The following is a 24,911-nucleotide window of genomic DNA, read 5'->3' as shown; positions in this document are numbered from 1 at the left end:
GATCCGCCCCATCAAAGCTTCACGTTTTTGGGGGCATGGTCACTGCCCTCATTGGCACTGATCACGCGTTCCACAACGTCATTGGCGTCCTTAAGTTCGTTCTTGAAAATCTCGGTGCTGTAGACCGGTTGCTGTGCACCGGTCTTGTTCAGGACAGGGCCATTGCGATCGGAGGTATCGACTGAAACCCGCATGGACAAACCCAGTCGCAAGGGGTTTTGTGCGATTTCCTGCGGCCGCAAGGCAATCCTTACCGGCACCCGTTGGGTCACTTTGATCCAGTTGCCTGTAGCGTTTTGGGCCGGCATCAAGGAGAAAGCACTGCCGGTACCGGCATCCAGGCCGATGATGGTCCCGTGGAAGATGACGCTGCGGCTGTAGGCATCCGCACGCAGTTCAACGGGTTGGCCAATACGCAGATCTTCAATCTGCGATTCCTTGAAATTGGCATTGACCCAGACTTGATCAACCGGCACCACCGACATCAGTGCGACGCCCGGACTGATTTTTTGTCCGACCTGCACACTGCGTTTGGTGATGACGCCAGCAACCGGCGAATAGATTTGGGTGCGATGCAAGGCGATGTAGGCATCACGCAGGTTGCTTGCCGCGACCAGCACATCCGGGTGAGTGCGAAGCGTGGTGTCGTCGACCATCGCGCGCCGAATGGAGAGCGCGTGTTGGGTGCCATCAAGCCCTGCTATTGCGTTTTTGAGTACGTCGGCGGTGTGGCTGATCTCTTCACGAGAAACGGCACCACTGTCGGCGAGTTGGTTGCGCCGACGCAAATCATCTCGAGCCTTGCGCACGTCGTTTCGACGCTGCTCGACTTCGGCCAGGAGTTGCTGGACCTGGTAGTACTCAGTGCGTGCCAGGCGTACTGCGCGAGCGAGGTTCGACTGGGCGCGCTCATACTGAATTTCGGCGTCCACGGCGTTCAATGTGACCAACGGCGCGTTGCTATCGACATGATCGGTGTTGTCGCCGTTGATTGCCGTTACGGTACCGCTGACTTGGGAGGTCACCTGAACCACATTGCCGTCGACATAGGCATCGTCGGTGGATTCGCTATCCAGTTTCAGCAGGTAGGCAACGCACAAGGCAACGACCATAAGGACGATGGCCAGGATCAGCAGCAATGTGGGGCGGTGCGATGTTCGCTGTTGAGTGGTAGCGGCTGGGGAGGGCGTAGTTGTCGTCATAGCGTCATTTACCTGCCAGGGAGGGCACGTTGTTCGGTCAACATTGAGTTAACGAGGTTGCAGCGTTCCGAACGCGCCGCGCTGGTAGCCATCAATGGCTTCGGCCAGCGCGAGCTGAGAGGCAAGCGCCAGCGGACCTTGCCAATACACGGGTTGATTCAACGGGACACCTGAAAACAGCACAGCCTTGGCGTTGCCCTTGGGGGCGCTCAACCTGACTGCGCGATCGTCATGCAGCGGCAGATTCACCGGCAGCGTGAGCTCGATGAGATTGAAGGGGAGGTCGTCGACCCACACTTCGCCGTCAATCGGCATCACGAACGCCACATGACCCTCGGGAATCGGGACGCTGACTTCAGCGCCGTCCTCGAGCGAGATGTCCAGCACGGTCACTTCGGTGGGCACCGATAATGGCGACGACATTTGGGCGAAGCTGCCCAGCGGCACGCGCACCTTGACCCCTGGCAACCGCACCACGGGCACATCCTGCGCTTCGAGACTGAGCGCAAACGGAGCGTCCGCTTGGCGCTCCTGCGGCAGGTTGATGAAAATCTGCAGCATGTGCACCGTCTTGCCCGGCTCGGCCGGCACCTCCTCGTGCACCACCCCTTTACCCGCCGCCGTCCAGTGCAGCCCACCGGGTCGAATCAGGTTGCGGTTGCCCAGCGCGTCGCGGTTATCAATCCCGGTTTCGGAATCAAGAAACAGATAGGACACAGCCGAGAACCCGGCATGTGGGTGTGGTGGAAAAGTTGGCCCACTGATCCAGGCATGATCGACAGCAAGGAACGGGTCGATAGGCTTGGCGAACTGATTTCCACGCAGACTGAAAGCCCGAAACTGACTGCCGTGATTCATGCGCTGCAGGCGTGCAAAGGGTGACATGGCCGTGTTCCTCAGACGGGTTGCGCTGCGGGCAAAGCAGGGTAGTCGATATACCCTTGCGCACCCGGTGTGTAGAACGAATTCTTGTCCGGAACGTTGAGCTGGGCACGTGTGCGAAAGCGCTCGGGCAGATCCGGGTTGGCGAGGAATGCACTGCCAAACACGGCAGCATCAGCGCGGCCATCAGCGATCAGGGATTCGGCGGAGTGTTGATCGAGCCCGCCACCGATCAGGTAGCTGCCGTCAAACAGTGGACGTAACAAGCCGTGGTAGTCGACATTGGCGCCGAACAGGGCGACATGCAGATAGGCAAGATTCAGCCCATGCAGGTGTTCGACCAGATAGGTGTAGGTTTCTTGCGGGTTGGCATCGACGATGTCGTTGAAATTCATTTCAGGGGAGATTTTGAGACCCACCCGGTCACCACCGATTTCCGTCGCTATTGCGGACAGCACGTCCAATACAAAACGCACACGGTTTTCAACCGATCCACCGTATTCATCCGTGCGCTGATTGCTGCCAGTCGAGAGGAACTGTTCAGGCAGGTAGCCCGACGCGGCATGCAACTCGACACCGTCGAAGCCGGCCTCCATGGCCAGGCGCGCTGCTTGGCGATAGCCCTCAATGATTGCGGCAATCTCAACCACGCTCAATGCATGGGGGGTAACGAAATCCTGAAGGCCCGTTGCGGTCCAGGTCTGGCCAGCGGGTTTGATCGCGGATGGTGCCTGTGGCAGCGCGCCATTCGGCAGCAACGAAGGGTGCGAAATGCGACCGCTGTGCATCAACTGCATGAAAATCCGTCCGCCACGTGCATGCACGGCCTCAGTCACGTGCTTCCACGCAGCGACCTGCTCGGCGGTTTCGATACCAGGGGTACGAACATAACCCTTGCCCATAGCGATGGGGAACACGCCTTCACTGATGATCAGTCCGGCACTGGCACGCTGAGCGTAGTAAGTCGCAACCAGTTCGCTTGGCACACCGTCATCGTCGGCGCGTGAGCGCGTCATCGGGGCCATGATCATGCGGTTGGAGAGGGTGTAGCGACTGAGCTGGACTTGGGAAAAGAGAGAATTCATTGCGGGGCTCCTCAGTAGTGATGGAGCCATCATTGATCAATCCTGATCCGGGATAAACTGGGTGAAATTGAATTGACTGATCCACCATTGGAGCAATTTCTCTAGTGGATTCCGCGATGCGGCCGTAATTCTGTTTTCGAACACCTTTTCAGCTAAAAGACAGACAACGGCAACTCGATCTAGCCGTTCTGATGCGATGGCGTTGAGAGGCTTTTGTTCACAGCCACATCGCTTGAGCGTGGAGATTGACGAGTAGAGGAGCTGCTCCAAGCTACGCTCCTGAAGGTCAAAGGCTATACGAACCACTTGGAAAAGCTCAGCGGAGAAGCCAGCCTTAATTTGGAGCAACCGCTCTGATTCATTGAGCAATACGCGATTGGCGCTGAAATCCCAAAATGCGGCGATCGCAGCGTCGCGCGATTCTCCGTTCTTGTTTATCTGACGCCGATCAGTCGTCGGGTTACTCATATTGTAATGGTAGAGCTGAATACGGGGCCTAAGCTGAGCGGGATTCCACATACACGATTTAACATAATATACATTATGCGCACTCATGGATATTCCACACAGGGCGTCTCCAAGGTACATTTCAACCTCCAGCTGTGAGGATCATCTAAAAATTATAAAAACGCATTTAAAAACTATAATCCTCAGCAAATCAACAAGATGGGCTACACCATATTCAGGGTTCGTTAATTTTCCCGGCGGTAGCTTAGCGCCCACTGATTCAGAGCTTCCATCGATTTCATTTGTTGTTTACCACTGGACGCGTCTAAATCAACTGTCTTCGATCCAACGGCAGACAATTGAGCGCCAACATTTAAAAATTAGACAGAGTCGCTAATCGACATTTAAAAATTATAGTGGACTACAGGTCGCATAACGGCTCTAGCACGGCAGTTTCAGCGGTCACCCATCCACGCGGCGGCCTACGTAAATCCTGGACTTTCACCAAGGCTAGGAAGGCGCAGATTTTTACGTAGCACTAGACCTTAGTAGAAGAAAAATTTCAGCGGATAGCCGAGGTTTCACTTGCTGGTGAACTACTAATCGCCGAATGGTAAAGGCCTTCTGGAGTACGTGGTCAGGGCAATAAGGCAGATGTGGATATCGAGATTGAGGAGCGTCTGCGCGATCCCCTACTGCAATTGCTCAAATGTGATTTTTGGGGGGGAGGAAACGGGGCATGTATTAACCGGGCACCCGTGGTGCTGGGTAATCGATCCAAACGACGGCACAAGCGATTTTTTAAAAGGCGTCAAAGGCTCATCAATTTCTGTCGGCCTACTACGACATTCGATCCCAGTTCTAGGTGTGGTTTACGCGCCGATAACAGAAGACCGTGGTAAGGACTGCCTCGCTTGGGCTGAGGGTATGCCTTACCTATTGCGTAATGGCCAGCCGGTGGACGTAGATCTTAGCCAAAGAGATTTAGAGGTTGGAGCTTTGGAGGGGCACCAATCGCCTGTATGAAGTTACTTCATCGAAATTGGTCAGAGCTATCAAATTGTTGGCAAGCACTTTGAGTGTGGTTCTTGGGGGCGATGGTCAGCTAAATGCGGTCTGTTTGTAGAGTTTAGTTAAGATCATGACCATAACTCAACTAAACATCTATTTAGTTGAGCTAAGTTTGGATAGATTTTAATCGCATTGAAGCATTGTGCAACAGCGAAAACCGCCCTCGCCCTTCTTATTCATTACTGAAATACCAAACGCCCGATGCGGTGCATCAGGCGTTTGGTTGTATCGGTGTAACTCTAAACAATTAGCGCAGTGGCAGGTCCTTGGTTTCTGGCATGCGCAAATAGACCACGGCACTGATGGCGCTGATCACCGTCAGGTAGATCCAGAACAAGTGCCCATAGCCCCATCCGGCCATCGCGGCCATAAGATACGGTGCGGTTCCGCCACACAGTGTCACTGATAATGCGTACGGCACGGCTATACCGGGGTGCTCTCGCTAAAAAATTGTCGGCATTGCGTAACCCTTGTAGCTATTCATCCTTATCACGCTCTCGTAAGAGCCAGCAGACGATGCCGAGCACCAGGGTGGCAAATCCTAGTGCGGCAATGGTGAGCGCAGGAGTAGCGGCAGAATCGAGAATAACGAACTTCCGGCTGAGCGCCAGCAAGGCGATCAACAGCACTGTGCGAACCTGAACGATGCTGTTGCGTCGTAGGGCCGGGCGTACAATCGAATGCTTAAACTCCAGGGCTATCAGCACGGTGAAGATTGAACCAAAGAGGGCCTGGAAAACATCGTGATCTAGAGGGTCAATCGCACCACCGATCACCAACGGCACAACCCTGCGACAGAGCTGCAGTAGCGCCATCAAAATCACAGACGCGATGATGAGACTGAGCGCAAGAACAACCAATTGTTCGAAACGTTCGTAAGCATTCATCAGCGCCCACTGAAGTCTGAAATTTTTCAGCGTCGAGTTGCGCTCACGCCCTTCAGAATCAGGCTTTGGCACGATAATCCTCCACACTTGCGTCTTCAGCCTGCCGGGCTCATCCAGGCATTTGAGGATCCAGTTCATCATTGCACGTCGTGATCAACAGGCCCGCTCCCAGGTTACGTGAGTGTGTTGAGGCTAAGTCCCAGTCTCCGCAACAGGTGCCAGATCATCTGGCTGGTCTGGAGGACTACCCTTTTCGGCGGTCTTTGGCGCATCCACCTCCACCTTATTGAAGACCACTTCGCTACGCTCCTTGTCGTAACCCAACTCAACGCTGTCGCCGGCTTGCAGCTTGTCAGCGAGCATTTCCTTCGCAAGCCGCGTTTCGACGGCCTGGCGAATCTGACGTTTCAACTCACGCGCGCCAAACTCAGGCTGATAACCAACATCCGCCAGGTGATCAATGAGTGAGTCATCAATTTTCACTGTGATGTTCTGTGCAGATGCGGTTCGAATGACCCGATCAAGCTGAATGCTCACAATCGATCGGATGTTGTCACGGGTAAGGGCATGGAACACGATGATGTCATCAATACGGTTCAGGAATTCGGGACGAAAATGCCCTTTCAAGACTCCCATTAATTCATCACGTAACGCTTTATCCGTAAGGCGTTCATCTTCAGGGCGCTCAAGATTCTCCATGATAATGGGAGAGCCCAGGTTGCTGGTGGCGATAATGATCGTATTGCTGAAGTCCACAACACGCCCCTTGCCGTCCGTGAGACGCCCATCGTCGAATACCTGCAGCAATACGTTGTTCACGTCGGGATGCGCCTTCTCGATCTCGTCGAGCAGAATCACACTGTAGGGCTTGCGGCGGACACGCTCTGTCAACTGCCCGCCTTCGTCGTATCCCACGTAACCGGGTGGCGCACCGATCAACCGGGCAACCGCATGACGCTCCATGTACTCCGACATATCAATACGAATGATCGATTGCTCGTCACCAAACACCGTTTCCGCCAACGCTTTGGCTAGTTCGGTTTTGCCGACGCCCGTAGGGCCAAGAAAGAGAAACGTGGCAATCGGTCTGTTGGCTTGGCCAAGGCCGGCTCGAGACAAACGAACGGCATCGCTGACCGCGCGAACAGCATCTTCCTGCCCGACCAGCCGATCACGCAATGTGTCTTCCATATTCAACAGCTTTTGACGCTCCTCCTGCGTAAGCTCGGTCACAGGAATCCCGGTGAGACGGGACAGTACCTCGGCAATCGACTCCAGGGTCACCTCAAGGGTTTCGGAGCCTGTCTTGCGCTCCCAGGCTTCTGTTTCCTCTCCCAGTTGCGCTTGTTTTTGACCAATGCGTTCTTCGAAGCCTTTGGATTCATCAAATCGTTTACGGGAGGATGCATAGTCCTGTTCACGTTTAAGTTGGGTGATTTCGGCTTCCAACTCCTGAATGCCAGCCGGCCTCGAGGAGGAACTGATTCGAACCCGGGCCGCTGCCTGATCGATCAGGTCAATGGCTTTATCCGGTAGATAGCGCGAGGTGATGTAACGATCCGACAGCTCTGCTGCCGCCACAAATGCTTCATCGGCGAATGTGACCTGATGGTGAGCCTCAAGCTTGTCGCGCAGCCCACGCAGGATAATGATGGTCTGTTCTACGGTGGGCTCGGATATCAACACAGGCTGAAAGCGTCGTTCAAGCGCTGCGTCTTTTTCGATGTGCTTTTGATATTCATTGAGTGTCGTCGCACCGATCAAACTAAGCTCCCCGCGCGCCAATGCGGGTTTCAATACGTTGGCAATATCCAGGCCGCCCTCCTCACCACCCTGCCCCGCGCCAACGATCGTGTGTAACTCATCGATGAACAGAATAAGCTCCGAGCTTTTTGCGGCGACTTCATCAAGCAGTTGCTTGGCTCGCTCCTCAAATTCACCACGATATTTAGAGCCCGCAACCATTGAGTTCAGATTGACTTCAACAAGCCGTCTGCCACGCAAGATCTCAGGGACATCGCCCTTCACTATTCGTTGTGCAAGCCCTTCGACGATGGCGGTTTTACCGACGCCAGGTTCGCCGATAAGAACTGGATTGTTCTTTCTGCGCCGCGCCAGCACCTCAATGGTATTTTCGATTTCCTGCGCGCGCCCCAGTACGGGATCGAGTTTGCCCTCACGAGCCAGTGACGTCAGGTCGCGACCGAACTTGTCGAGTGTCGGTGTTCCCGTCGGGGTATCGACTCGCCCATCCTCAGCGCCCTTACCCACTACCTTGACCACCTTCTGCCGCAAGGCTTCAGGCGTTACGCCGTATTTTTTAAGCAATGTCCCGGCAATACTGTCTGGTACAGAGGCAAGTCCGATCAACAGATGCTCCGGGCCAACGTACGAATGTCCTAAATCACGAGAGGCCTGGAACGCAGAATTGAACACTTTCTTCAACCGGGGCGAAATGCTCATCCGGTCCACCGGGGACTGGTCCTGCGCCGTGCCTTTCTGAGCATGTTGATCGATGTAGCCTTTGATCTCGTCCGCAGAAAGCTTCAGCTCCTTGAGCAACGCCGTACCCACATCGGTATCCGCCAGCACATACAACAAGTGCTCGGTATCGAGCTCGCTACGGTTGAGCTCATGGGCTTTTTCACCCGCGCGTTGCAGGATTTCCAGCGTCTGGGAACTGAATGCATCGGTTGCATCGACAGATTCTCGAGGCACTTGCGCAGAGAGCCTGAAGTCATCGCCCCCCTGATCCTTTGCTCCGCCCATGCTGTCGAAAAAGCGAGACACTCCCCCGCCCAGCAGAGAATCGAATGGATTCAACATGCTTTGATGGCGTAAGAGTTGACGGTAATCGTGGTCGCAAATGGACATTGTCCTGGCTTGGCCATTTTGCGATACGGTCACTCGCGCGACCGCTGGTCTCGCATTACATATTTCACAGAGAGTAGCCATGATGAGTTGTCTCCAAAGGTGGATAACACGAACTCATTCAGATGGATCTACTTCCCTGTAAACGATGCACAAGAAGCTGGGACATGAGATCCGCATTACGCTGAGCTTGATCAGGAAGACGATTATGTTGCGGGGAATGGCAGTCACGACAGACGATGCCATCCAATCAAGATAGTCGGATCTCATCAAAACACGCTATGGGCGACCCAGGATACCGACGAACGACGTCTGATAAATTCGTGCTCAAAAATACCGCCAGTCGTAAACCACCAACTCATCAGCAATTGAGGCTACGGAATCACCAGTGATCGAGCAACGCTTTGATGTCGGGATTCGCGGGGGCGAATCGATCAGCAATGAGAGGATCGGGCGATTACGGTGAAGGCGGATGGGCAACAGAATTAGCGCGAGGCCTTGCTGTGGAAACCGAAAATGCGTTCAGCGACTACGGCAAGCGACAACAGCGACTATAGTCATTGGTGAGCCAGAGCGAATCCTGCCGTTGCGCTACCCACATGGCCCTCAATCCAAATACCGCGAAAGCACGGCGAACGTCGTCGTGCTTCTTGACGCGGATCGTGAACGTTTCGCTGCCGAAAACACTCAGGCTCAGGCTGAGATCGAGGCATCGTTGCCTTTATAAATCCCTTGATGGTGGATGGAGTTATCCCGCCGGGAAAGTCGTATCCCCCCTGAGTAGATCCCACCCACCTATCTATCAGGGCTCAAGCAATGAACACTTCAGAATTGGATGTTGCAAAAGAAACGAATGACGACCTGGTTCAGGGGCCGCTGTCAGCCGGCACTGTCGCGCCCGGCTTCTCGCTGTACGCGACCCCTGATCAGCAGTTGTCGCTACGCGAGCTAAAGGGAAATCCCGTGATACTGGCGTTTTATCCCGCAGACTGGACTTCTGTTTGTGGCGACCAACTGACCTTATACAACCAGTTGCTACCCACATTCAGAGAATACGGTGCGACGCTACTGGGTATCTCGGTTGACAGCGCTTGGTGTCATCAGGCCTTTTCCAAAGATCGGAATTTTCACTTCAGCCTGCTCGCCGATTTTGAGCCCAAAGGGGCTGTGGCTCGACAGTATGGAGCGTACGACTCCCACCTGGGAGTTTGTAAGCGGGCGCTGTTCGTGATTGACAAGGAGGGAGTGATCGCCTGGAGCTACATCTCACCGATGGCAATCAACCCTGGGGCGGACGGCATTCTGGATGCGCTGGATGCTCTGGCGAGTTCGCCCCAAAGCGCGCCAACCAAAAATTAGCAGGTGATCACATGGCCACTCTCAAAGTCCCGGTAAGTGCCAACGACCATCGCCAAGGAAGTGGGCATGCCAAAGTCACCTTGGTGGAATTTGGCGACTATGAATGTCCCTACTGCGGTTTAGCGTATTGGGTCGTCAAAAAGCTACAGCAGCATTTTCGCGATGATCTGCAGTTTGTGTTCCGTAACTTTCCACTGACCACCGCACACCCGCATGCGATGGGTGCAGCCGTCACCGCTGAGTATGCCGGGAGTCGAGGATTCTTCTGGGAGGCTCACGACGAATTGTATGAAAATCAAGATCGATTGGGCCTGCCGCTGTTTGGGGCCATCGTTCTAAAACACGGCCTCTCCAGCGAAGAACTCTATGTTGCTATGCAGGACGGCACTTACATACCCAAAATAAAATCCGATTTTAATGGCGGCGTACGGAGCGGCGTGAATGGCACCCCAGCGTTTTACATTGACGGGCTTCGCTATGACGGGGCTCCAGAGTTCACCGAGATGAGTCAGATGATTGAGCTTTCGTTAGTGAGTTGACGAAATCGCTAGATAGAGAATCGCTTGGCATCACCCACACCGTAGCCGAGGGCGAACGTGCCCCATTGCGCAGCGCACCAGGTGTGCATTCGATAATATTTCAATACGGGAGATTGAAGAATCCGCGGTGCTGCCAACGATAAGCATCGCTCATAAAGCAGCGGCACGAAAATATCAGCCCAGCGAACCGAGGACATAAAAAATGGCGATGTTAATTTTTGACAGCTCGGAAGATTCCATAGTCGAGGCGCGTGTCCTGGTCGAGGCGCTGAATGAATGGTTGGCGGAACAGCAGCCCAGTTGCCCGTTAAGGTCCGCCCGTGCGCAATGTTGCTATCGGCCCGATGGCACGCTGGATTCTGTATTGACCGTACTAACAGACGTGGTGGTGGACTAGGTCAGGTGTTGCACTCAGTTTTTGCGACCGCCCCCAAGGTTGACGCCTATACCCGTCCACCCGTTCGCTTATCCGTTAGTTTCCTTCTACATTAAAGAGGTGCACACGGAGCCAGCAGCGAATGAAATCTTTGAAGTATTATGAAAAAAATCGACACGCCACATGGTTAGAGTTGTTTTTTGACCTGATTTTTGTTGTAGCAATTGGCAAGGTTACGCATACTCTCGGACATCTTCATCACGGCCACTTTGAACAGGAGCAATTATGGACATTTTTACTGCTTTTTGTTCCATTATGGTGGATCTGGTCCAGCCACACGATTTACTCAAATAGGTTTGATACAGACAGTAGCCTTCACCGCTTGGCAACATTATTTTTAATGTTGCTGCTCATTGTGCTGTCTGCACGGATTGGGGAAGAATTGGAAGTAAACTTTGCGCTTGTTATTGCCTGCTATTTTGGTATACGTGCCATCATCAGCATTATGTACATTTCGTCCATAAATAAATTTGATCACCGTAGCGAATTCTCCTCCAGGCTTGGCTTCGCCCTGTTAGTTAGCGCAGTGATTAGTCTTTCATCCATTCTTTTTGACCCACCTATGCGTTACCTTGTCGCTTACATTGGGATTTTTCTTGACATTCTGCTCCCTTTATTTTCTTGGGGTAAGCTAAAGCCATTGCCCGCACATACAGAACACTTGGTTGAACGACTAGGTTTACTCACCCTTATCTTATTGGGCGAGTCGGTAATTAGCCTTTCTGTAGGGTTATCTGACATCCAATGGGATCGTTATAATGTGATGGCGGCAATCACCGGATTTATCATGATTTGCAGTATCTGGTGGATCTATTTTGATAGCTTTTACCTACTGAGCAAAAATGAAAGTAGTATGAGTGGACACTCCTTAATCTACTCGCACCTTTTTCTGTTTGTGGGGCTAGCACTTCTCGCAAATTTGATCAGGCATGCGATCCTGAATGACATTGCGATGCGCGATTTCCAGATTACGTCAATCATCGGCATGGCCTTATTTTTCTTAGGCAAGCAATATGGCTACTTCATAGCGGTACCTAAAATAAGGAAATACATACTACAAAACACCTTGATCGTGTTTTCTCTAGGTGGTTTGGTTATATTCCTACCCCGCGTCGAGTACATATTGGTCGGCCTGACAGCAACCATGATCTGTTATGTTTTATTAAACTTCAGGTATCGTTGAATCTTTAAAGTTGGGCCATATCACGGGTGGATCAGCTATCCGCGCGCACCAAAGACTCAGCAGCTGATTGTCGAGGACTGGCGCACTGCGGATCGTGCTGAATGTGGTTAGCTGTTCAAACCCTTCACCCAGTCGCTATACATCCCTACCAACGAGAAGCGGGTGGTCGCATGGTAAAGCACGGGGGGGAACACCGCGCGGCGGGAGGCCCGCGCCAAGCGGCAAAAACCTAATCAAAGAAGGCCAGGGTGCGAACTTCGATACTCTCGCGCGGCGGGGCTCCCGGCGGCGTATTGGGGTCTTTGAAGGCGGTATGGGGCGTGAAGCGGGCACGGCCGTCGTAACGTGAGTCATACCCCTTGATCAGCAAGACTTCGTCACGGCGCATGTCCGGAAAATAGTACCAGCGCTGTTGCGGATTGTAGGCCAGGTGGTAGATCTCACCGATACGATCCGGATAGACCAAGTCGGTGGCCAGCAGGTCATTGGAGTTGAGCGTCGAGGCGTCCAACACGGCCAGCGGTGAGCGCTTGACGGGCCCGCTCATCGGGCGCCAGAGGTTAATCTGGGCCACCGACACCAGTGCGGCGGCTTGATCCTGACCCAGCACGTCGCGAATACGCTCAGGCCCCGAGCGGTCGGTGTAGTCATTATGCACACGGCTGGCTGGACCGCGAATATCCCGCCGCTCGGCGTCGCTGCGCCTGGTGTGGTCGAAGATGACGACCCGGCTCGCGCCCGTCAACTCCTTGATCAAGGCCTTGACCTCGTCATAGTAGATGCTTTCCACTGAGGTATCGTCGTAGAGATCCTCGACCACCGTATCCCGCCGATGGAGTTCAAACCCCTGCTTGTCCAGAGACAGGCTGTCTGCCAACGGACGACCGTTGCGTATCGTGACCTCGCGCTCCTCCTGCTCAGCAAAATAGTGCGGTTCACTGTTACCGGTCAGAGCCTCGGTATGCACATAGGGCTTCGCATCGTGCTTGACCAGGTAGGTAAGTGTCGTGATGACGCTAGCGGGCGTATCAGTTGTGTGCTTCAAGTAACACCTCCCAGTCTGCTGACCGCTTCAGGCGTGGTGTCACCGTGGCGGAGCTGTAACTTGTACGTAGGCACCTTCCCGCTCAATCGTATGCCTTCGAATGGACACTATCAAATTTAGCCCGAGGTGCATGGCTCCCGACTGGTAAAAAAGGACCACTGTTACCTCGGCATCGACGACCAGCTTGACCATGACTGGCGCGTCGCACTCCGGGTCTGCGCCGATCATGAGCATCCGATATCCCGGCCCGCCCTTTACATTCGTTTGTCTGCCATGACGGGTTCGGACGTTGGTTGAATCAAACTTCCCGCACCACTATCTAGAAAAGCGGAATGCTATAACTCACAAAAACACGATTCTGATCTACGTTACGAGATGCTTCGCTGTTGGACTTGCCGTTACGCCAGCCGAACCCTACGCCTTTGAGCGCTCCGGATTGAAGGACGTAGTCCAGACTAATGTCTCTTTCCCATTCCTTTTGGTTGTTGCCTGACGTAGTTTTAATATTATCACCGGAGAGGTACATGACAGAGCCTTTCAGGCCAGGGACACCCAGAGCGGTGAAGTCGTAAGCATACTGACCGAAAGCTGTGCGCTCGCCTGCGCGGGTGAAAGTTTGGATAAGGCGGTCTGTATACAAGTACAGGCTTGCTCCACCGGCGCCCTTGTCAGTCAGGCTACCCTGATTGAGTTGAGTGAAGTTGCTGCCATCTGACACACTTTGGTACCCCGCAGTAATCGCGTGACCACCCAGTGTGTAAATCAACGCGGCACTCCAGGTACGGTTGTCGATCTCTCCACTACCGTTTTTGGTGTAGCCACTCATTCTGTAGCCTGACGTCCCGGAGCTATTTGCCCCTGACGAGTCAGTTTTGAAATAGCGCAGGTCGGTTTTAAGGGACTGATTGTCCGAGAGGGCAAGGGTGTGAATTAATCCCATAAAATGCTGCGTATAGTAGTTGTCGAGGCTGGCGTAGTAGTACTGAGCTGTCAGATTCTTGGTAACGTTCCAATCGCCCCCGGCGAAGTCAAACTGATTGCTTTCCCGCGTACCACCGGCAACGGCCAACCCCGTCTGATCGCTCGAACCACGTCCTGTTGCATGTTCGATACGACCTCCAGTCAAGGTCAACCCTTTGAGCTCGCTCGAGGTGATTTGACCGCCCTCGAAGGTTTGTGGAAGCACGCGCCCGTCGTTGGCGACCAGAATTGGGAGTTTCGGAATCAAAGTGCCGTAGCGAAGTTCAGTTTTCGACATTTTGACTTTTACGGTCAGCCCCAGCCGGCTCCACTCGTCGACGGCACGGTTGTCACTGTCAGAAGGCATCATGCTGCTACCGACATGCCGTCCTTTGCCACTGTCCAAGGTAACTCCCAGCAACCCCAGGCCATCGACACCAAAGCCAACCATTCCATCGGTATAGCCCGATTTGAAGTCCAGCGTGAAACCCTGCGCCCATTCTTCGGTTTTGGAAGGTGCGGCAACGCCATCGCGGTTGTCGTTATTGAAGTAGAAGTTTCTCATTCCCAAGGTGGCTTTGCTGTCACTCAGGAAGTCCGCATGCACCTGGGCACTCAGGGTAATACTAAGAAACACCGAACTTGCAGTTATTGTTTTTCCACTCATTTATATAGCGCTCCATTTGTTATTTTAAAGTAATAGAAGCAACGCAAGATTTTCAGGTGCGCGTTTTTTATTATTCTTAATATCCTGCTGAAAACGAGAAATCGACGATGCCTCGCCCCTCCTGCATCAAGTTAATATTGTTAATGCAAGTTCCAAAGTCGCTCATCGCACCTGTTTCTGTTATGCAACGCGATAGCGATAGAGCGGATTGTGTGAGAAAGGCGCAGGGAGTGCCTTGCCTGGGGAAATGGAGTTCTGCGTTGCGGACTGAAAATTTATCTTATCGTCTGAATTTCAGGATTGGGGCCGGACCCAATTGTCGGTCGAGTACCCAAAGGCTCAGCGGGCTGACCTGACGACTGTCCTCTATAGCAACCCGCGGCGCGGCGATCACGACGTCCAAGGCCCAGACTGCGGTGTAATCATCTGCAACAGGTACCGAGACGGACGACGAACATGGCGGTTCCCCGCAATGCCGCCTACGCTTGTTGGATGGTTCCCATGCATTTGCTCAGACGATGTATCGGGTTGGTACGATCTGATTTATTTTGACCGTCCGCTCAATGCTAATCTGGACCTGCCCGCGCGTATCGCCAGCAACTGGCCCCTCACTCCGGTCGACCCGACCAGCATGTACGGCGCAACGGGCAAAGATTGCACCCACTACCCCACCTGTCGTTCCCAAGCGACCGATGCCGCAGCACCTCTGGAAACAGGGGCGCTGTTCACGCTCTCCCATTGAGGAAGATGAGTATGTATCGGCCGAGCACGATTCCTTATCAGGAGCATCGAGGGTTCAGCCGAACCTTCACTCCGGGTCATTTGAGCCTGGGATTGTTCTTTCCTTTGGAGGCCTTCGATGGGGACACGCCGAACATGCTCAACCAGGTCGCATTGGCCAAACGAGCAGAGGCGCTGGGCTTCTGCGCGCTCTGGTTTCGCGATGTGCCTCTTCGGGACCCTAATTTCGGTGATGTCGGCCAAGTCTTCGACCCCTGGGTTTACCTGGGCTATATGGCCGCTCATACGTCGGAGATAGCGCTTGGCACCGCATCCATTGCCATCCCGTTACACCATCCTCTGCACACGGCCAAGGCATCAGCCAGCGTCGATCAGTTGAGCGCAGGTCGCTTGATTCTGGGTGTGGCTTCCGGCGATCGCCCAGTGGAGTTTTCGGCTTTTGGCATCGATCCCGAAAGGCGCGGAGACATCTTTCGAGAGCACTACGAGGTGATTCGCCAAGCCCACAGCACCAGCTTTGAGCCCATTCGCTGGAGCGGTGGTGAGATGCAGGGTGCAGACCTCATTCCGAAACCCACAACCCAAGTCATTCCAATGTTCGTGACAGGCAATAGCCGCCAGTCACTGGATTGGATCGCGCGCGAAAGCGTCGGATGGATCAACTATCCACGCCCACCGAACATGCAGCGACTGATCGTGGAAGATTGGCGGCTGGAGGTCATGAAGCAATGTGGTTCCGTCTATAAGCCCTTCACTCAGTCGCTTTACATCGACCTCGATGAGAACCCGTCCACGCCGCCCACTCGCATTCATTTGGGGTTCAAACTTGGACACTACCATCTCCGGTTTTTGCTGGAGTCGCTTGAGGAAATCGGAGTGGACCACGTTATCCTGAATCTCAAATACGGAAAGCGCCCTGCTGCGCAAGTCATTGAGGAGCTGGGGACTCACATCGTTCCGCAATTCGGAGTACAGCCACGTCCTGAAGCGAATTGATCCGCCGGCCGCCTCCACGCCGGCTGAGGTGGTGCGATTCAACTGGTTGAATCATAAGGCCAATACCTGCTCAAGGAATATCAGTTGCAACGGCTCTTCGAGCAGGTGATCTGCCGTGGCGGCAAAGCGCTGAAAGTAAGGCATCGAAAAATGCGCATCCAGCGCCGTCTGATCCCTGAAAGCCTCGCGCATGTAGAACGTGTCCTGCTTGTCGCGCAGCTTGAACAACACATAATCGAGATTGCCCGGCTCTGCTCGGGTCGGCTCTACCAGCGCCAGCAGTTCTTGTTTCAATGCCAGTTCTTTGCCTGCCTTGGCCTTGAGCACGGCAATCGATACCAACACGTTACTGGACGAATTCATCGTCAACGCTCCAACATTAAAAAAATGGCAAGTGATGCCGCAGGCGGTTCAGCGGGCCCGCAAGCGACCCGCCTGAAGTGAAATCAGAAACCTTCGAGAACGATCTTGCCCCGGGCCTTGCCGCTCTCGACTAGCGCATGGGCACGACGGATGTTTGCCGCATTGATCGCACCGAAGTGCTCGCCCACAGTGGTTTGCAGAACTCCTTGGTCAATCAGAGCGCTGACCCGATTGAGCAGGTGATGCTGGTTGATCATGTCCGGGGTTTCATACAGCGAGCGGGTGAACATCAGCTCCCAATGCAACGACAGCGACTTGCGCTTGAGCGGCATCACGTCAAGGCTGTCGGGATCGTCAATCACACCCAGACGCCCTTGCGGTTTGAGCACGTCGATCAGTTGTGCAAAGTGCTGTTCGGTGTGAGTCAGGCTGGCGACATAGTCGATTTCCGGCACGCCGAGCGCTTGCAACTGTGCGAGCAGTGGCTGGCTGTGATCGATCACGTGATGCGCGCCCAGCTGCCGCACCCAATCAGCGGTTTCCTGGCGTGAGGCAGTTCCGATGACGGTAAGGCGGGTCAACTGTCGGGCCAGTTGCACCAGCATCGAACCGACGCCGCCAGCCGCTCCGGTGATCAACAGGTACTTGCCCTCCCCTGACCCCTCGACGACACCAAGCCGGTCAAACAACAATTCCCAGGCAGTGATCGAGGTCAACGGCAACGCTGCCGCATCGGCGGCACTCAATGACCCAGGCTTGTGCCCGACGATCCGCTCATCGACCAGATGGAATTCGCTGTAACTGCCGGTGCGGGCAATCGAGCCGGCATAGAACACTTCATCGCCCGGCTGAAACAGCGTCACGTCAGCGCCGACCTCGCGGACAATGCCTGTGGCATCCCAGCCGAGGATTTTCGGTTCTTTTGTGAAAGTTCCGGCGCGCACCTTGGTATCGACGGGATTCACTGATACCGCGCGAACTTCAACCACCAGATCCCGTGGACCAGGCGTGGGCACCGGGAGGCTGATGTCGATCAATGCGTGTGGATTGTCGATGGGCAAAGCATGTTCGGTAAAGGTGATGGCTTTCATGGACACTCGCTGTCTGAAGGGTGATGCACTCGTTCGCAGCCATCTTCGACTTCCCATGCACAAAGAAAAACAAGCAGAATGCGCCAACACTTTCACTACAGGAGTGAAAATGATCCGCATCGATGATCTTGGTTTATTCATCCGCAGCGCCACGCTGGGCAGTTTCACCGCAGCGGCGCTGGAGGCTGATCTTCTGCCTGGTCAGGTCGCCGCCGCCATCAAACGTCTGGAACGCGAGCTGGACGTACGCCTGTTCGCCCGCACCACTCGCAGCCTGCGATTGACTGCCGAAGGCGAGCAATATCTGCCCACCGCCCACTCAGTGCTTGAGACCCTGCAGCAAGGCAAGGAAAATTTGCGTGGTAAGAACGCCACGCTACGGGGCGTCCTGCAGGTGACAGCACCCTCCGATCTGGGGCGCAACATACTGCTGCCGTGGCTGACGCTGTTCCGCCGTCAGCATCCAGAATTGACTTTGCGTTTTTTCCTATCGGACCAGATGGCCAATCTTTTTCGCGACCCGGTGGACGTGGCGATTCGATACGGCCCGAATGAAGACGCCAACTACGTGGCACTGCCGCTTGCACCGTGGAACCAGCGAGTGCTGGTTGCCTCGCCAGAGTATGTGCAACGCTGCGGTTCTCCCCAAACGCCGGATGACTTGAGCAAGCATCACTGCCTGCTCTATCTGCAAAATGGCCGGGTCTACGACAAGTGGAACCTGGGCGGGCAAACCGTGCAGGTTTCGGGGCCACTGTTCAGCGATGACGCCGATGTCGTGCGACGCTGGTCGTTGGACGGTGAAGGTATCGCCTACAAATCCTGGCTGGATGTCAGTGCCGATATCGCCGATGGGCGCCTGCTTGTGCTGCTGCCGGATTTTCCTGGCGAAGCTTCGCCTTTGAGTCTGGTGTGCCCGCATCGCAAGCAGATCAGCCCTGCGGTTTCCCAGCTTTATACGTGGTTGAGTGGTCAGTTTTCTGCGCTGAAGCGCAGTTGAACCGAATGACGACAATTGATGCTTGTTGAGCATCCCTCGCTTCGTGGTTCGGCGGATCAATGCGCTCACCAAGCACAATATCCGGAGCGTTCACCAAGAACGCTCCAAGGTAGGAATGACACCTGAAATGTAGCGCAGGACACCGGCATCGTTTGAAAGGGTGACAAAAAATTCAATAGCTTCTCCCTGTCCGTACCGTAAAGGGCCGGCTAACAGTCCTTTCCTTTATAGCAAGCGCATAGGTATGACCTAAATCTTTGGCCAGTTACTTCGGCCACAACATTAACCTTAAATACAAGTGCTTTAATAGGCCAGCATACAACCCATCTGATACTATTTTTTTTCGTTCACCTGAGCCTTTTTCGTCAACCAGCATTCTATAAAGTGCAAGCCCGATGTTCTTTAAAACAACAAAAAAGAAGCCAACTTATTTTGGCGCTTGGGCACACTGACGCGCTCAAGAATCCAGACCATCCCAGGATAAACAATAGGACCATGCTTTATCAGAAAGAAATGGGACAAATAACTATTCATTTGATTTGGAGATGGTGCCGTGCGAAAGCTTGGCTTGGGTTTCCTGGTAACGGGCGTTGTAGGGCAACTATCAGCATTATTATGGACGTACACAGCCACAGGACCACTTTGTGAAAACAATGTCGACAACTCCTACATCCAGAAAAACGTGACAAAGCTAAAACAACTCATCGATGACACCGCTAATGAAGTTGTAACAAACCTCACTACAAAATATTCCGACGGGCTCACGCCCCTTGCGGAAAACGAATCCCCCATACCCGACTCAACGGAGGCTCACGCCGTACAGTTTTTGATCGAAAAGCCAGACGAATCGCCAGTATTTTCGCTGCCTTCACTGCCCACACAAGCACGCAATTGGACAACTATCCTTAGCGGCCTGATTACTTCTACCGGCCTGCTCCTGGTGCTCTTCGCCCGCAAAAAAACCTCTGATCCGCAATGGCACGTCTTTCGCTCCGTACCTGGGTCGCTAATCACGCTGGAAAGCCCGTGCTTAACGTGTGGTAGCTATATTTTCCACGCTAAAAAAGAAGCTTCAACCACGCCTTCATCAGGCTTGTGGGTGATCGAAATAGCGTTGAACACACCCAGCCGCCATCGCGCCACAAATGCCATTAAGCAACTGGAATTACCGGTAGCGCGTAAAGAAAACAACTTTGTCGTCATCGGCCCGTATAAACAAAAACAAGACGCAGCTCGAGTCGTGAAAGAGTTGAGTGAAAGTCATGGCGTTCGAGGATGGATGATGGCAGGAAATTGACACAGCCCTATTGAGCACCGAGCCAACTTCGGACAACCAGCAACTTATTGTATGCCAGAAGAGAGCATTCATGATCGCAAAAGAACTTAGAGCAGAACTTGCCCTGAAGAAGTTTCTGGATTGCAACTTATGGATCCAACTTGAACTCAGCGAGCTGAACTACAGCCTCGCTGATAATTGTGGATTGTCGCCGGAAGAATATCGCCTTAAATTTCTAAAAGAAGCATTTGAAGCAGAAGCAGACGCTCACGACTGCGATTGCTGGGATTTCATTCTGCAGTGGGTAGCCGAAACCATGGAAGAGCTTGAGTTGATGCGTGAAGAACGCATGAAAGAGATTTATGATTTTTTGGACGATTAGTGCATCCTACAAGTTTCGTAATCTATACACACCACTAATTCTAAAGATCAAAGACTAACTTCATCGGCGGGAGTATTGGCAAATACCCCCGCCCTTCTCTCGGTTCAAACCGCCGCGTAACAATCCACTACACGCCGATACTGGCTGGGAGAAGCTCCGATGTGTTGGCGGAAAAACCGTGTGAAATGACCTTGCTCGGAGAACCCGAGATTCTCCGACAACAGGCCCAACGTTCCACTGCGCTCACGCTCCAGCCAGGCAAAAGCCCGGCGCATGCGCGCGTCGTTCAGCAAAAGGGTCGGCGTCATGCCGGTGTCTTTCTTGAACAGCGCAAAGAAGTGTGCCCGAGACAGACCACAAGCCCGCGCGGCGTTGTCGATCGGGTTCGGATCATCGAGGTGCTCAAGCAACCAGGCGGTGCCACGGCGCACGCGCGCGTCCCGAAACTCATTTGAGTTCGGCGCACCCAGCAGCGACAAATGCCGCCAGCTGGAAAAGTCCTCGATCAGTTCGATCAGGAAGTCGAACAGCATGAACTCCAAGCGCTCTTTCGGCACGATCCCACAACCATGCGCTTCGGCGACCAGGATGTCGGCCAGGGTGCGATTTCGACTCGACAGCTCGATGCATGATTGGGAAAAAAAGTCCGGCCGACCGCTGAGCGCCAGCGACTGCTGGGCAGTGGCCAGCCAGGCGGGCTCGATGTAGAGCGCCAGGATGACGGTGGCACCCGCACCCGGCTGCGGATCGTAGAAATGCGGCTCCCAGGCGTTGACCAGCACCGCCGTGCGATCACTGAGCGGAACCCGCCGACCGTTAACGTTGAAGTAAGTGTCCTCGCCGGACACTTTGACCAGCACATGGCATTCGGAATGGGTATGGGTGACCAGCGAATGATCCATATTCAGCAAGGCGACCCGGCCAAACCTGCCGTGGAAAACCCGTTGGGCAATCGACATCAGATTCCTCCGCTCGCTTGAAGCGATATCGTTATCGGCCTCAATGCATATCATCGGGGCGTCTATCTATTTCTCAAGTCCGGCGATCGCTCTATGGTTCAGCAACACTTGGCTGGCCACTATCGCGCGCGAATGACCGAGCGTCTATATCGACTTTCGCAGGCCCCACGCTCGTCGGGAAAACCGCCTTACAAGGCATGGCGCTCTTTCCCGTGATAAACGCGCAGGATATCGGCCACCACCGCCAAGGCGATTTCCGCCGGGGCCTTGCTGCCCAGATCGAGGCCGATGGGCATGTGCAAACGGGCGATCTGTTCATCCGTCAGACCACCGATGCGTTTGAGCCGCTCGGCGCGTTTGGCCGAGGTTGCCTGAGAACCCATGGCGCCAATGTAAAACGCCGGGGTGTGGACTGCTTCCATCAGCGCCAGATCATCGATTCGCGGATCGTGAGTCAGCGCCACCACCGCGGTCGCCGCGTGGCAGCCTCCGGCGGCTATGAACATCGAAGGCAGCACACGTTGCATCTCCACGCCTTCGAGCTGGACATGCAGCATCTCCTCCCGGGGGTCGCAGGCGATGACTTCGCAGCCGATGGCGCGGGCGAAACTGGCGCAAGCTTCAGCGACCGGCGAGAGCCCCGCCAGAATCAATCGCAAGGCAGGGCCAACGCTGATGCGCACCCTTTCGTCGACGACTTGCACTCGCTCGCTGCCGTGTCCGGTGTCCGGGTCCAGGCGCAAGGCACCGCTGCTTAGCTCGACGTGACGCAGCAGACGACGCTGGCCGAGTAACGCCGCTTGCAGGCTCTCCAGGTGCGCGATCCATTCGAGACTGGCAGCGCGGTGCTCGACCAGCACGATCAGCACACCGCCACAGGGCAATCGTAAACGGTGGCGTTGCTCGACACTGTCGCCATAACTGACGATCTGCGACGGTTCGCGTAATTCACCGCGCGTCAGGCTCTCGAGAAACTCCTCTTCGACGCAGCCCCCCGACAGCGAGCCGACGTGTTCGCCCGCGCCATTGGTCACCAGCATCGCCCCCGGCGCACGCGGCGCCGAGCCATAGGTGGAGAGCACCGTGCACAGCCACTGGGCCTGCCCGTCGCGAGCCCATTGCAGTGCCTGGTCGATCACCTGAACATCGAGATGACGCATATTGTCTGTACCTCAAGCAAAGCGTGGTACTGCATGCCGGGTTACGTTTACGGTAACCTGCGAGCAACCTTGTTCAATCGTTGATTCAACATGTCTCCACAACAATTTCTGCAACTTGGGCCGCTACGCCTGGAATATCGCCAACTGCCTGCGGCTGATCCTTCGCGACCGACGCTGGTGCTGTTGCACGAAGGCCTCGGCAGCGCCGAACAATGGAAAGATTTCCCTCTGCAACTGGCCCAGGCCAGCGGTTACGGTGTGATCACTTACAGCCGTCAGGGTTATGGGCAATCGAGCCCGGTAAACCTGCCGCGTCCGCTGAACTACCTGAGCAGCGACGGCCCTCGGGAACTGCGGCAATTGCTCGATGCCTTGCAACTGTCGCAAGTGGTCTTGCTCGGTCACAGTGACGGCGCATCCATCGTCCTTGCCTATGCCGCCACCAACGATCCACGCGTGTTGGGCAGCATCGCACTGGCGCCTCACGTAATTGTCGAGGCCGAGAGCCTCGATGGCATTCGCCACACCACCGAGGCCTGGCATCAGGGCGAGTTGCGCGACCGCCTGGCACGCCACCATGGCACCAATGTCGACGGCGCTTTCTACGGCTGGAGCGACAGCTGGTTGCATCCGGACTTTTCCCTGGACGATCTCGAAGCGCAGTTGGCTTGTATCGAAAAGCCGCTGCTGGTCATTCAGGGTCGCGACGACCACTACGCCACGCCCGAGCAACTGGTGGTCATCCAGCGACAGGTCGCTGGACCGTGCCGCTGTGTGTTGCTGGATGACTGTCGGCACTCTCCTCAAACCGAAGCGCCAGAGCGGACTTTGCAGCTGATCGGCGAATTCCTGGAGCACCTCCCCACCGTTATTTGAAGTTGCCTTGGGTTTCTGGAATCACCACGCTGCCGATCAAGTAGATCACCGACAGACCGACGGCGAACATCGCCAGCACCATGGGAATCTGCGCCGGGCTGCTGCTGACCAGGGAGACAAAGGTCGGCATGGTTCCGCCGAGGGCGAAACCGATGTTCCAGGACAATCCGGTGCCGCTGGCTCGCAGCTCGGTGGCAAAGCGTTCGTTGAGGAAGATCAGAATCGGCGAGATGATCGCCCCGCCCATGAAGCCTATGCCCACGCAATACAGCGCAGTACGGGTCAGCGAACCCGATTCGGCGACACCCAGAAACATCATCGGCAGGCTCACCAGGTTGATCACACCCAGCAGCATGAAGGTCTTCTTTCGACCGATCAGGTCGCTCAGGTAACCGAAGGCCAGTGCTCCGACAATGGTTGCCACCGACCCGTACATGAGCATTTGCGAAGTCTGCGTATGAGGCACTTTGGCGACCACGTTGAGCAATGTCGGCAGATAACCGCAGGCCAGGTAATACGTGGCACCGCCGCCAAATGTAATCAGCAAGTTGACCAGCATCACGGCGCGGTACTCGCGACCGAACAGACGTTTGAGCGGCGACACGACAACTACCGCCGGCCCTTTGGTTTTGCGGGCTTGCTGCAGTTGCTGCCAGACTGGGGTTTCTTCCAGGTAACGGAACATCACCAGACCGAAAACCGTGCTGAGCAGGCCGCAGAAGAACATGAAGCGCCAGCCCCAGACGTCAAATTCCTCCCCGGGAAAGATCTGCGACAACACCAGATAAGTAGCTGACGCCAACAGCGCGCCCATGCCGGCGCCAGCGCCACCGATCAACCCGGACATCAAGCCGCGATAGCGCGGCGAGATGGATTCGGTGCCGATGGTGTGAGTGGAGGCAACGATGCCGCCAACGAAGATGCCCTGAATCACCCGTAATATCAGGAACAGTATCGGGGCCAATATGCCGACCTGATGAATGGTTGGCAACGCGCCAAACAGTGCCGTGGAAATACCGACGCCGACCATCGACACCATCAACGCACGCTTGCGGCCGTGTTTATCGGCATACGCGCCGAAGATCGCCGAGCCCAGTGGACGCACGAGCAAGGCCACGGCGAACGAGGCATAGACCGCGGCCAGCGACAGGGTCGGGGTGTCCGAGGGGAAGAACATGCGGCCGATGATCGGCGCCACATAGAGCAGAATGAACAGGTCAAACAAATCCAACGCCCAGCCGAATGTCGAGGCAAATGCCGCGAGCAAAGCCTTGCCCGGTGGAATCTGCGGTGTATCGATAGCGGCGCTGTTGGGTGATGCAGTTATTGTTGTTGTCGTAGTCATGGTTGCCTCACACAAGCGGTGAATCAAAAGGGGCGGCAGGCCCTGCTCCGTAAGGTGTACGCCGTTACCAACATACTCCCGGGCCTGC

22 protein-coding genes and 1 pseudogene are annotated in these 24,911 nt (G+C 54.8%); 9 read left to right on the top strand and 14 right to left on the bottom strand.

Translation table 11 applies throughout. The features are described 5' to 3' along the window. Positions 1-11: 11 nt before the first annotated feature. Genes AC3WN7_RS10415 through AC3WN7_RS10400 form a run of 4 tightly spaced genes read right to left on the bottom strand, consistent with a single transcriptional unit; the run spans position 12 to position 3,724 of the window. Complete coding sequence (locus AC3WN7_RS10415) at positions 12-1,202, bottom strand: HlyD family secretion protein (RefSeq protein ID WP_095966118.1); 1,191 nt, start codon at positions 1,200-1,202, stop codon at positions 12-14. Positions 1,203-1,250: 48 nt separating this feature from the next. Next, on the bottom strand, positions 1,251-2,087 hold the full coding sequence (locus AC3WN7_RS10410; RefSeq protein ID WP_095966119.1) for a pirin family protein: 837 nt from the start codon (positions 2,085-2,087) through the stop codon (positions 1,251-1,253). An 11-nt stretch (positions 2,088-2,098) separates the two neighbouring features. Further along, on the bottom strand, positions 2,099-3,169 hold the full coding sequence (locus AC3WN7_RS10405; RefSeq protein WP_095966120.1) for an alkene reductase: 1,071 nt from the start codon (positions 3,167-3,169) through the stop codon (positions 2,099-2,101). A 36-nt stretch (positions 3,170-3,205) separates the two neighbouring features. Continuing rightward, positions 3,206-3,724, bottom strand: coding sequence for an antitoxin Xre-like helix-turn-helix domain-containing protein (locus tag AC3WN7_RS10400; protein WP_146022376.1), 519 nt, complete (start codon positions 3,722-3,724; stop codon positions 3,206-3,208). 461 nt (positions 3,725-4,185) lie between these two features. On the opposite strand from AC3WN7_RS10400, the pseudogene AC3WN7_RS10395 reads away from it, so the two are divergent. Next, positions 4,186-4,603: pseudogene (locus AC3WN7_RS10395) on the top strand (inositol monophosphatase family protein); the annotation flags it as partial. Positions 4,604-4,934: 331 nt separating this feature from the next. Here the strand turns inward: AC3WN7_RS10395 and AC3WN7_RS10390 are convergent. The 3 genes from AC3WN7_RS10390 to AC3WN7_RS10380 all read right to left on the bottom strand — a co-directional run bounded on the left by AC3WN7_RS10390 (position 4,935) and on the right by AC3WN7_RS10380 (position 8,532). After that, a complete protein-coding gene (locus tag AC3WN7_RS10390) occupies positions 4,935-5,057 on the bottom strand; it encodes a hypothetical protein (protein ID WP_256589849.1) in 123 nt (40 codons plus the stop codon). Between the two features lie 106 nt (positions 5,058-5,163). Next, positions 5,164-5,574, bottom strand: coding sequence for a phosphate-starvation-inducible PsiE family protein (locus AC3WN7_RS10385; RefSeq protein ID WP_064680710.1), 411 nt, complete (start codon positions 5,572-5,574; stop codon positions 5,164-5,166). A gap of 192 nt (positions 5,575-5,766) precedes the next feature. Further along, a complete protein-coding gene (locus AC3WN7_RS10380) occupies positions 5,767-8,532 on the bottom strand; it encodes an ATP-dependent Clp protease ATP-binding subunit (protein ID WP_409077326.1) in 2,766 nt (921 codons plus the stop codon). Between the two features lie 729 nt (positions 8,533-9,261). On the opposite strand from AC3WN7_RS10380, the gene AC3WN7_RS10375 reads away from it, so the two are divergent. The 3 genes from AC3WN7_RS10375 to AC3WN7_RS10365 all read left to right on the top strand — a co-directional run bounded on the left by AC3WN7_RS10375 (position 9,262) and on the right by AC3WN7_RS10365 (position 11,962). Continuing rightward, entirely contained in the window at positions 9,262-9,804 is a 543-nt protein-coding gene (locus tag AC3WN7_RS10375; protein WP_095966124.1) for a redoxin domain-containing protein, read from the top strand. A gap of 11 nt (positions 9,805-9,815) precedes the next feature. Further along, positions 9,816-10,343 carry a DsbA family protein gene (locus AC3WN7_RS10370; protein ID WP_102674089.1) on the top strand — a complete coding sequence of 176 codons (528 nt, stop codon included), beginning with the start codon at positions 9,816-9,818 and terminating at the stop codon, positions 10,341-10,343. A gap of 518 nt (positions 10,344-10,861) precedes the next feature. Continuing rightward, entirely contained in the window at positions 10,862-11,962 is a 1,101-nt protein-coding gene (locus AC3WN7_RS10365; RefSeq protein ID WP_095966126.1) for a low temperature requirement protein A, read from the top strand. A gap of 229 nt (positions 11,963-12,191) precedes the next feature. Here the strand turns inward: AC3WN7_RS10365 and AC3WN7_RS10360 are convergent, their stop codons facing one another. After that, the gene (locus AC3WN7_RS10360) at positions 12,192-13,007 is read right to left on the bottom strand and encodes a CmcJ/NvfI family oxidoreductase (protein ID WP_095966127.1); all 816 of its coding nucleotides are present in this window, start codon (positions 13,005-13,007) and stop codon (positions 12,192-12,194) included. Between the two features lie 319 nt (positions 13,008-13,326). After that, positions 13,327-14,634, bottom strand: coding sequence for an OprD family porin (locus tag AC3WN7_RS10355; protein ID WP_095966128.1), 1,308 nt, complete (start codon positions 14,632-14,634; stop codon positions 13,327-13,329). Between the two features lie 753 nt (positions 14,635-15,387). On the opposite strand from AC3WN7_RS10355, the gene AC3WN7_RS10350 reads away from it, so the two are divergent. After that, entirely contained in the window at positions 15,388-16,371 is a 984-nt protein-coding gene (locus tag AC3WN7_RS10350; RefSeq protein WP_015095116.1) for an LLM class oxidoreductase, read from the top strand. A 51-nt stretch (positions 16,372-16,422) separates the two neighbouring features. Here AC3WN7_RS10350 and AC3WN7_RS10345 read toward each other — a convergent pair whose 3' ends face one another. Both AC3WN7_RS10345 and AC3WN7_RS10340 read right to left on the bottom strand, forming a co-directional pair. Beyond that, a complete protein-coding gene (locus AC3WN7_RS10345) occupies positions 16,423-16,734 on the bottom strand; it encodes a putative quinol monooxygenase (RefSeq protein ID WP_015095117.1) in 312 nt (103 codons plus the stop codon). 83 nt (positions 16,735-16,817) lie between these two features. After that, on the bottom strand, positions 16,818-17,825 hold the full coding sequence (locus tag AC3WN7_RS10340) for a zinc-binding alcohol dehydrogenase family protein (RefSeq protein ID WP_015095118.1): 1,008 nt from the start codon (positions 17,823-17,825) through the stop codon (positions 16,818-16,820). Positions 17,826-17,934: 109 nt separating this feature from the next. Here AC3WN7_RS10340 and AC3WN7_RS10335 point away from each other — a divergent pair, with 109 nt between their 5' ends. The 3 genes from AC3WN7_RS10335 to AC3WN7_RS10325 all read left to right on the top strand — a co-directional run bounded on the left by AC3WN7_RS10335 (position 17,935) and on the right by AC3WN7_RS10325 (position 20,483). Beyond that, positions 17,935-18,825, top strand: coding sequence for a LysR family transcriptional regulator (locus AC3WN7_RS10335; protein ID WP_095966129.1), 891 nt, complete (start codon positions 17,935-17,937; stop codon positions 18,823-18,825). A 553-nt stretch (positions 18,826-19,378) separates the two neighbouring features. Continuing rightward, positions 19,379-20,122 carry an SPOR domain-containing protein gene (locus AC3WN7_RS10330; RefSeq protein ID WP_102674090.1) on the top strand — a complete coding sequence of 248 codons (744 nt, stop codon included), beginning with the start codon at positions 19,379-19,381 and terminating at the stop codon, positions 20,120-20,122. 70 nt (positions 20,123-20,192) lie between these two features. After that, entirely contained in the window at positions 20,193-20,483 is a 291-nt protein-coding gene (locus AC3WN7_RS10325) for a DUF6388 family protein (protein WP_015095121.1), read from the top strand. A gap of 104 nt (positions 20,484-20,587) precedes the next feature. Here the strand turns inward: AC3WN7_RS10325 and AC3WN7_RS10320 are convergent, their stop codons facing one another. Both AC3WN7_RS10320 and AC3WN7_RS10315 read right to left on the bottom strand, forming a co-directional pair. Continuing rightward, positions 20,588-21,442: a helix-turn-helix transcriptional regulator gene (locus tag AC3WN7_RS10320; protein WP_015095122.1), complete on the bottom strand. Its 855-nt coding sequence runs from the start codon at positions 21,440-21,442 to the stop codon at positions 20,588-20,590. A 188-nt stretch (positions 21,443-21,630) separates the two neighbouring features. Beyond that, positions 21,631-22,602, bottom strand: a complete 972-nt coding sequence (locus tag AC3WN7_RS10315; protein ID WP_015095123.1) for an XdhC family protein — start codon at positions 22,600-22,602, stop codon at positions 21,631-21,633. Positions 22,603-22,692: 90 nt separating this feature from the next. On the opposite strand from AC3WN7_RS10315, the gene AC3WN7_RS10310 reads away from it, so the two are divergent. Continuing rightward, a complete protein-coding gene (locus AC3WN7_RS10310) occupies positions 22,693-23,478 on the top strand; it encodes an alpha/beta fold hydrolase (RefSeq protein WP_015095124.1) in 786 nt (261 codons plus the stop codon). On the opposite strand, the gene AC3WN7_RS10305 is transcribed toward AC3WN7_RS10310, so the two are convergent. After that, positions 23,471-24,823 carry an MFS transporter gene (locus tag AC3WN7_RS10305; protein WP_102674091.1) on the bottom strand — a complete coding sequence of 451 codons (1,353 nt, stop codon included), beginning with the start codon at positions 24,821-24,823 and terminating at the stop codon, positions 23,471-23,473. The two genes, AC3WN7_RS10310 and AC3WN7_RS10305, sit on opposite strands and share 8 nt — an antisense overlap. Between the last annotated feature and the right edge of the window lie 88 nt (positions 24,824-24,911).

This window comes from Pseudomonas sp. FW305-70 (genome assembly GCF_058783925.1).
The sequence above is the reverse complement of the archived record's forward strand: the minus strand, read 5'-3'. Positions and strand labels throughout refer to the sequence as shown.

Excerpts from the sequence above, each read along its gene's own strand:
- AC3WN7_RS10415 (WP_095966118.1), bottom strand. The coding sequence starts at position 1,202 with ATGACGACAACTACGCCCTCCCCAGCCGCTACCACTCAACAGCGAACA.
- AC3WN7_RS10410 (WP_095966119.1), bottom strand. The coding sequence starts at position 2,087 with ATGTCACCCTTTGCACGCCTGCAGCGCATGAATCACGGCAGTCAGTTT.
- AC3WN7_RS10405 (WP_095966120.1), bottom strand. The coding sequence starts at position 3,169 with ATGAATTCTCTCTTTTCCCAAGTCCAGCTCAGTCGCTACACCCTCTCC.
- AC3WN7_RS10400 (WP_146022376.1), bottom strand. The coding sequence starts at position 3,724 with ATGAGTGCGCATAATGTATATTATGTTAAATCGTGTATGTGGAATCCC.
- AC3WN7_RS10390 (WP_256589849.1), bottom strand. The coding sequence starts at position 5,057 with ATGGCCGCGATGGCCGGATGGGGCTATGGGCACTTGTTCTGGATCTAC.
- AC3WN7_RS10385 (WP_064680710.1), bottom strand. The coding sequence starts at position 5,574 with ATGAATGCTTACGAACGTTTCGAACAATTGGTTGTTCTTGCGCTCAGT.
- AC3WN7_RS10375 (WP_095966124.1), top strand. The coding sequence starts at position 9,262 with ATGAACACTTCAGAATTGGATGTTGCAAAAGAAACGAATGACGACCTG.
- AC3WN7_RS10370 (WP_102674089.1), top strand. The coding sequence starts at position 9,816 with ATGGCCACTCTCAAAGTCCCGGTAAGTGCCAACGACCATCGCCAAGGA.
- AC3WN7_RS10365 (WP_095966126.1), top strand. The coding sequence starts at position 10,862 with ATGAAATCTTTGAAGTATTATGAAAAAAATCGACACGCCACATGGTTA.
- AC3WN7_RS10355 (WP_095966128.1), bottom strand. The coding sequence starts at position 14,634 with ATGAGTGGAAAAACAATAACTGCAAGTTCGGTGTTTCTTAGTATTACC.
- AC3WN7_RS10350 (WP_015095116.1), top strand. The coding sequence starts at position 15,388 with ATGTATCGGCCGAGCACGATTCCTTATCAGGAGCATCGAGGGTTCAGC.
- AC3WN7_RS10345 (WP_015095117.1), bottom strand. The coding sequence starts at position 16,734 with ATGAATTCGTCCAGTAACGTGTTGGTATCGATTGCCGTGCTCAAGGCC.
- AC3WN7_RS10340 (WP_015095118.1), bottom strand. The coding sequence starts at position 17,825 with ATGAAAGCCATCACCTTTACCGAACATGCTTTGCCCATCGACAATCCA.
- AC3WN7_RS10335 (WP_095966129.1), top strand. The coding sequence starts at position 17,935 with ATGATCCGCATCGATGATCTTGGTTTATTCATCCGCAGCGCCACGCTG.
- AC3WN7_RS10325 (WP_015095121.1), top strand. The coding sequence starts at position 20,193 with ATGATCGCAAAAGAACTTAGAGCAGAACTTGCCCTGAAGAAGTTTCTG.
- AC3WN7_RS10320 (WP_015095122.1), bottom strand. The coding sequence starts at position 21,442 with ATGTCGATTGCCCAACGGGTTTTCCACGGCAGGTTTGGCCGGGTCGCC.
- AC3WN7_RS10315 (WP_015095123.1), bottom strand. The coding sequence starts at position 22,602 with ATGCGTCATCTCGATGTTCAGGTGATCGACCAGGCACTGCAATGGGCT.
- AC3WN7_RS10310 (WP_015095124.1), top strand. The coding sequence starts at position 22,693 with ATGTCTCCACAACAATTTCTGCAACTTGGGCCGCTACGCCTGGAATAT.
- AC3WN7_RS10305 (WP_102674091.1), bottom strand. The coding sequence starts at position 24,823 with ATGACTACGACAACAACAATAACTGCATCACCCAACAGCGCCGCTATC.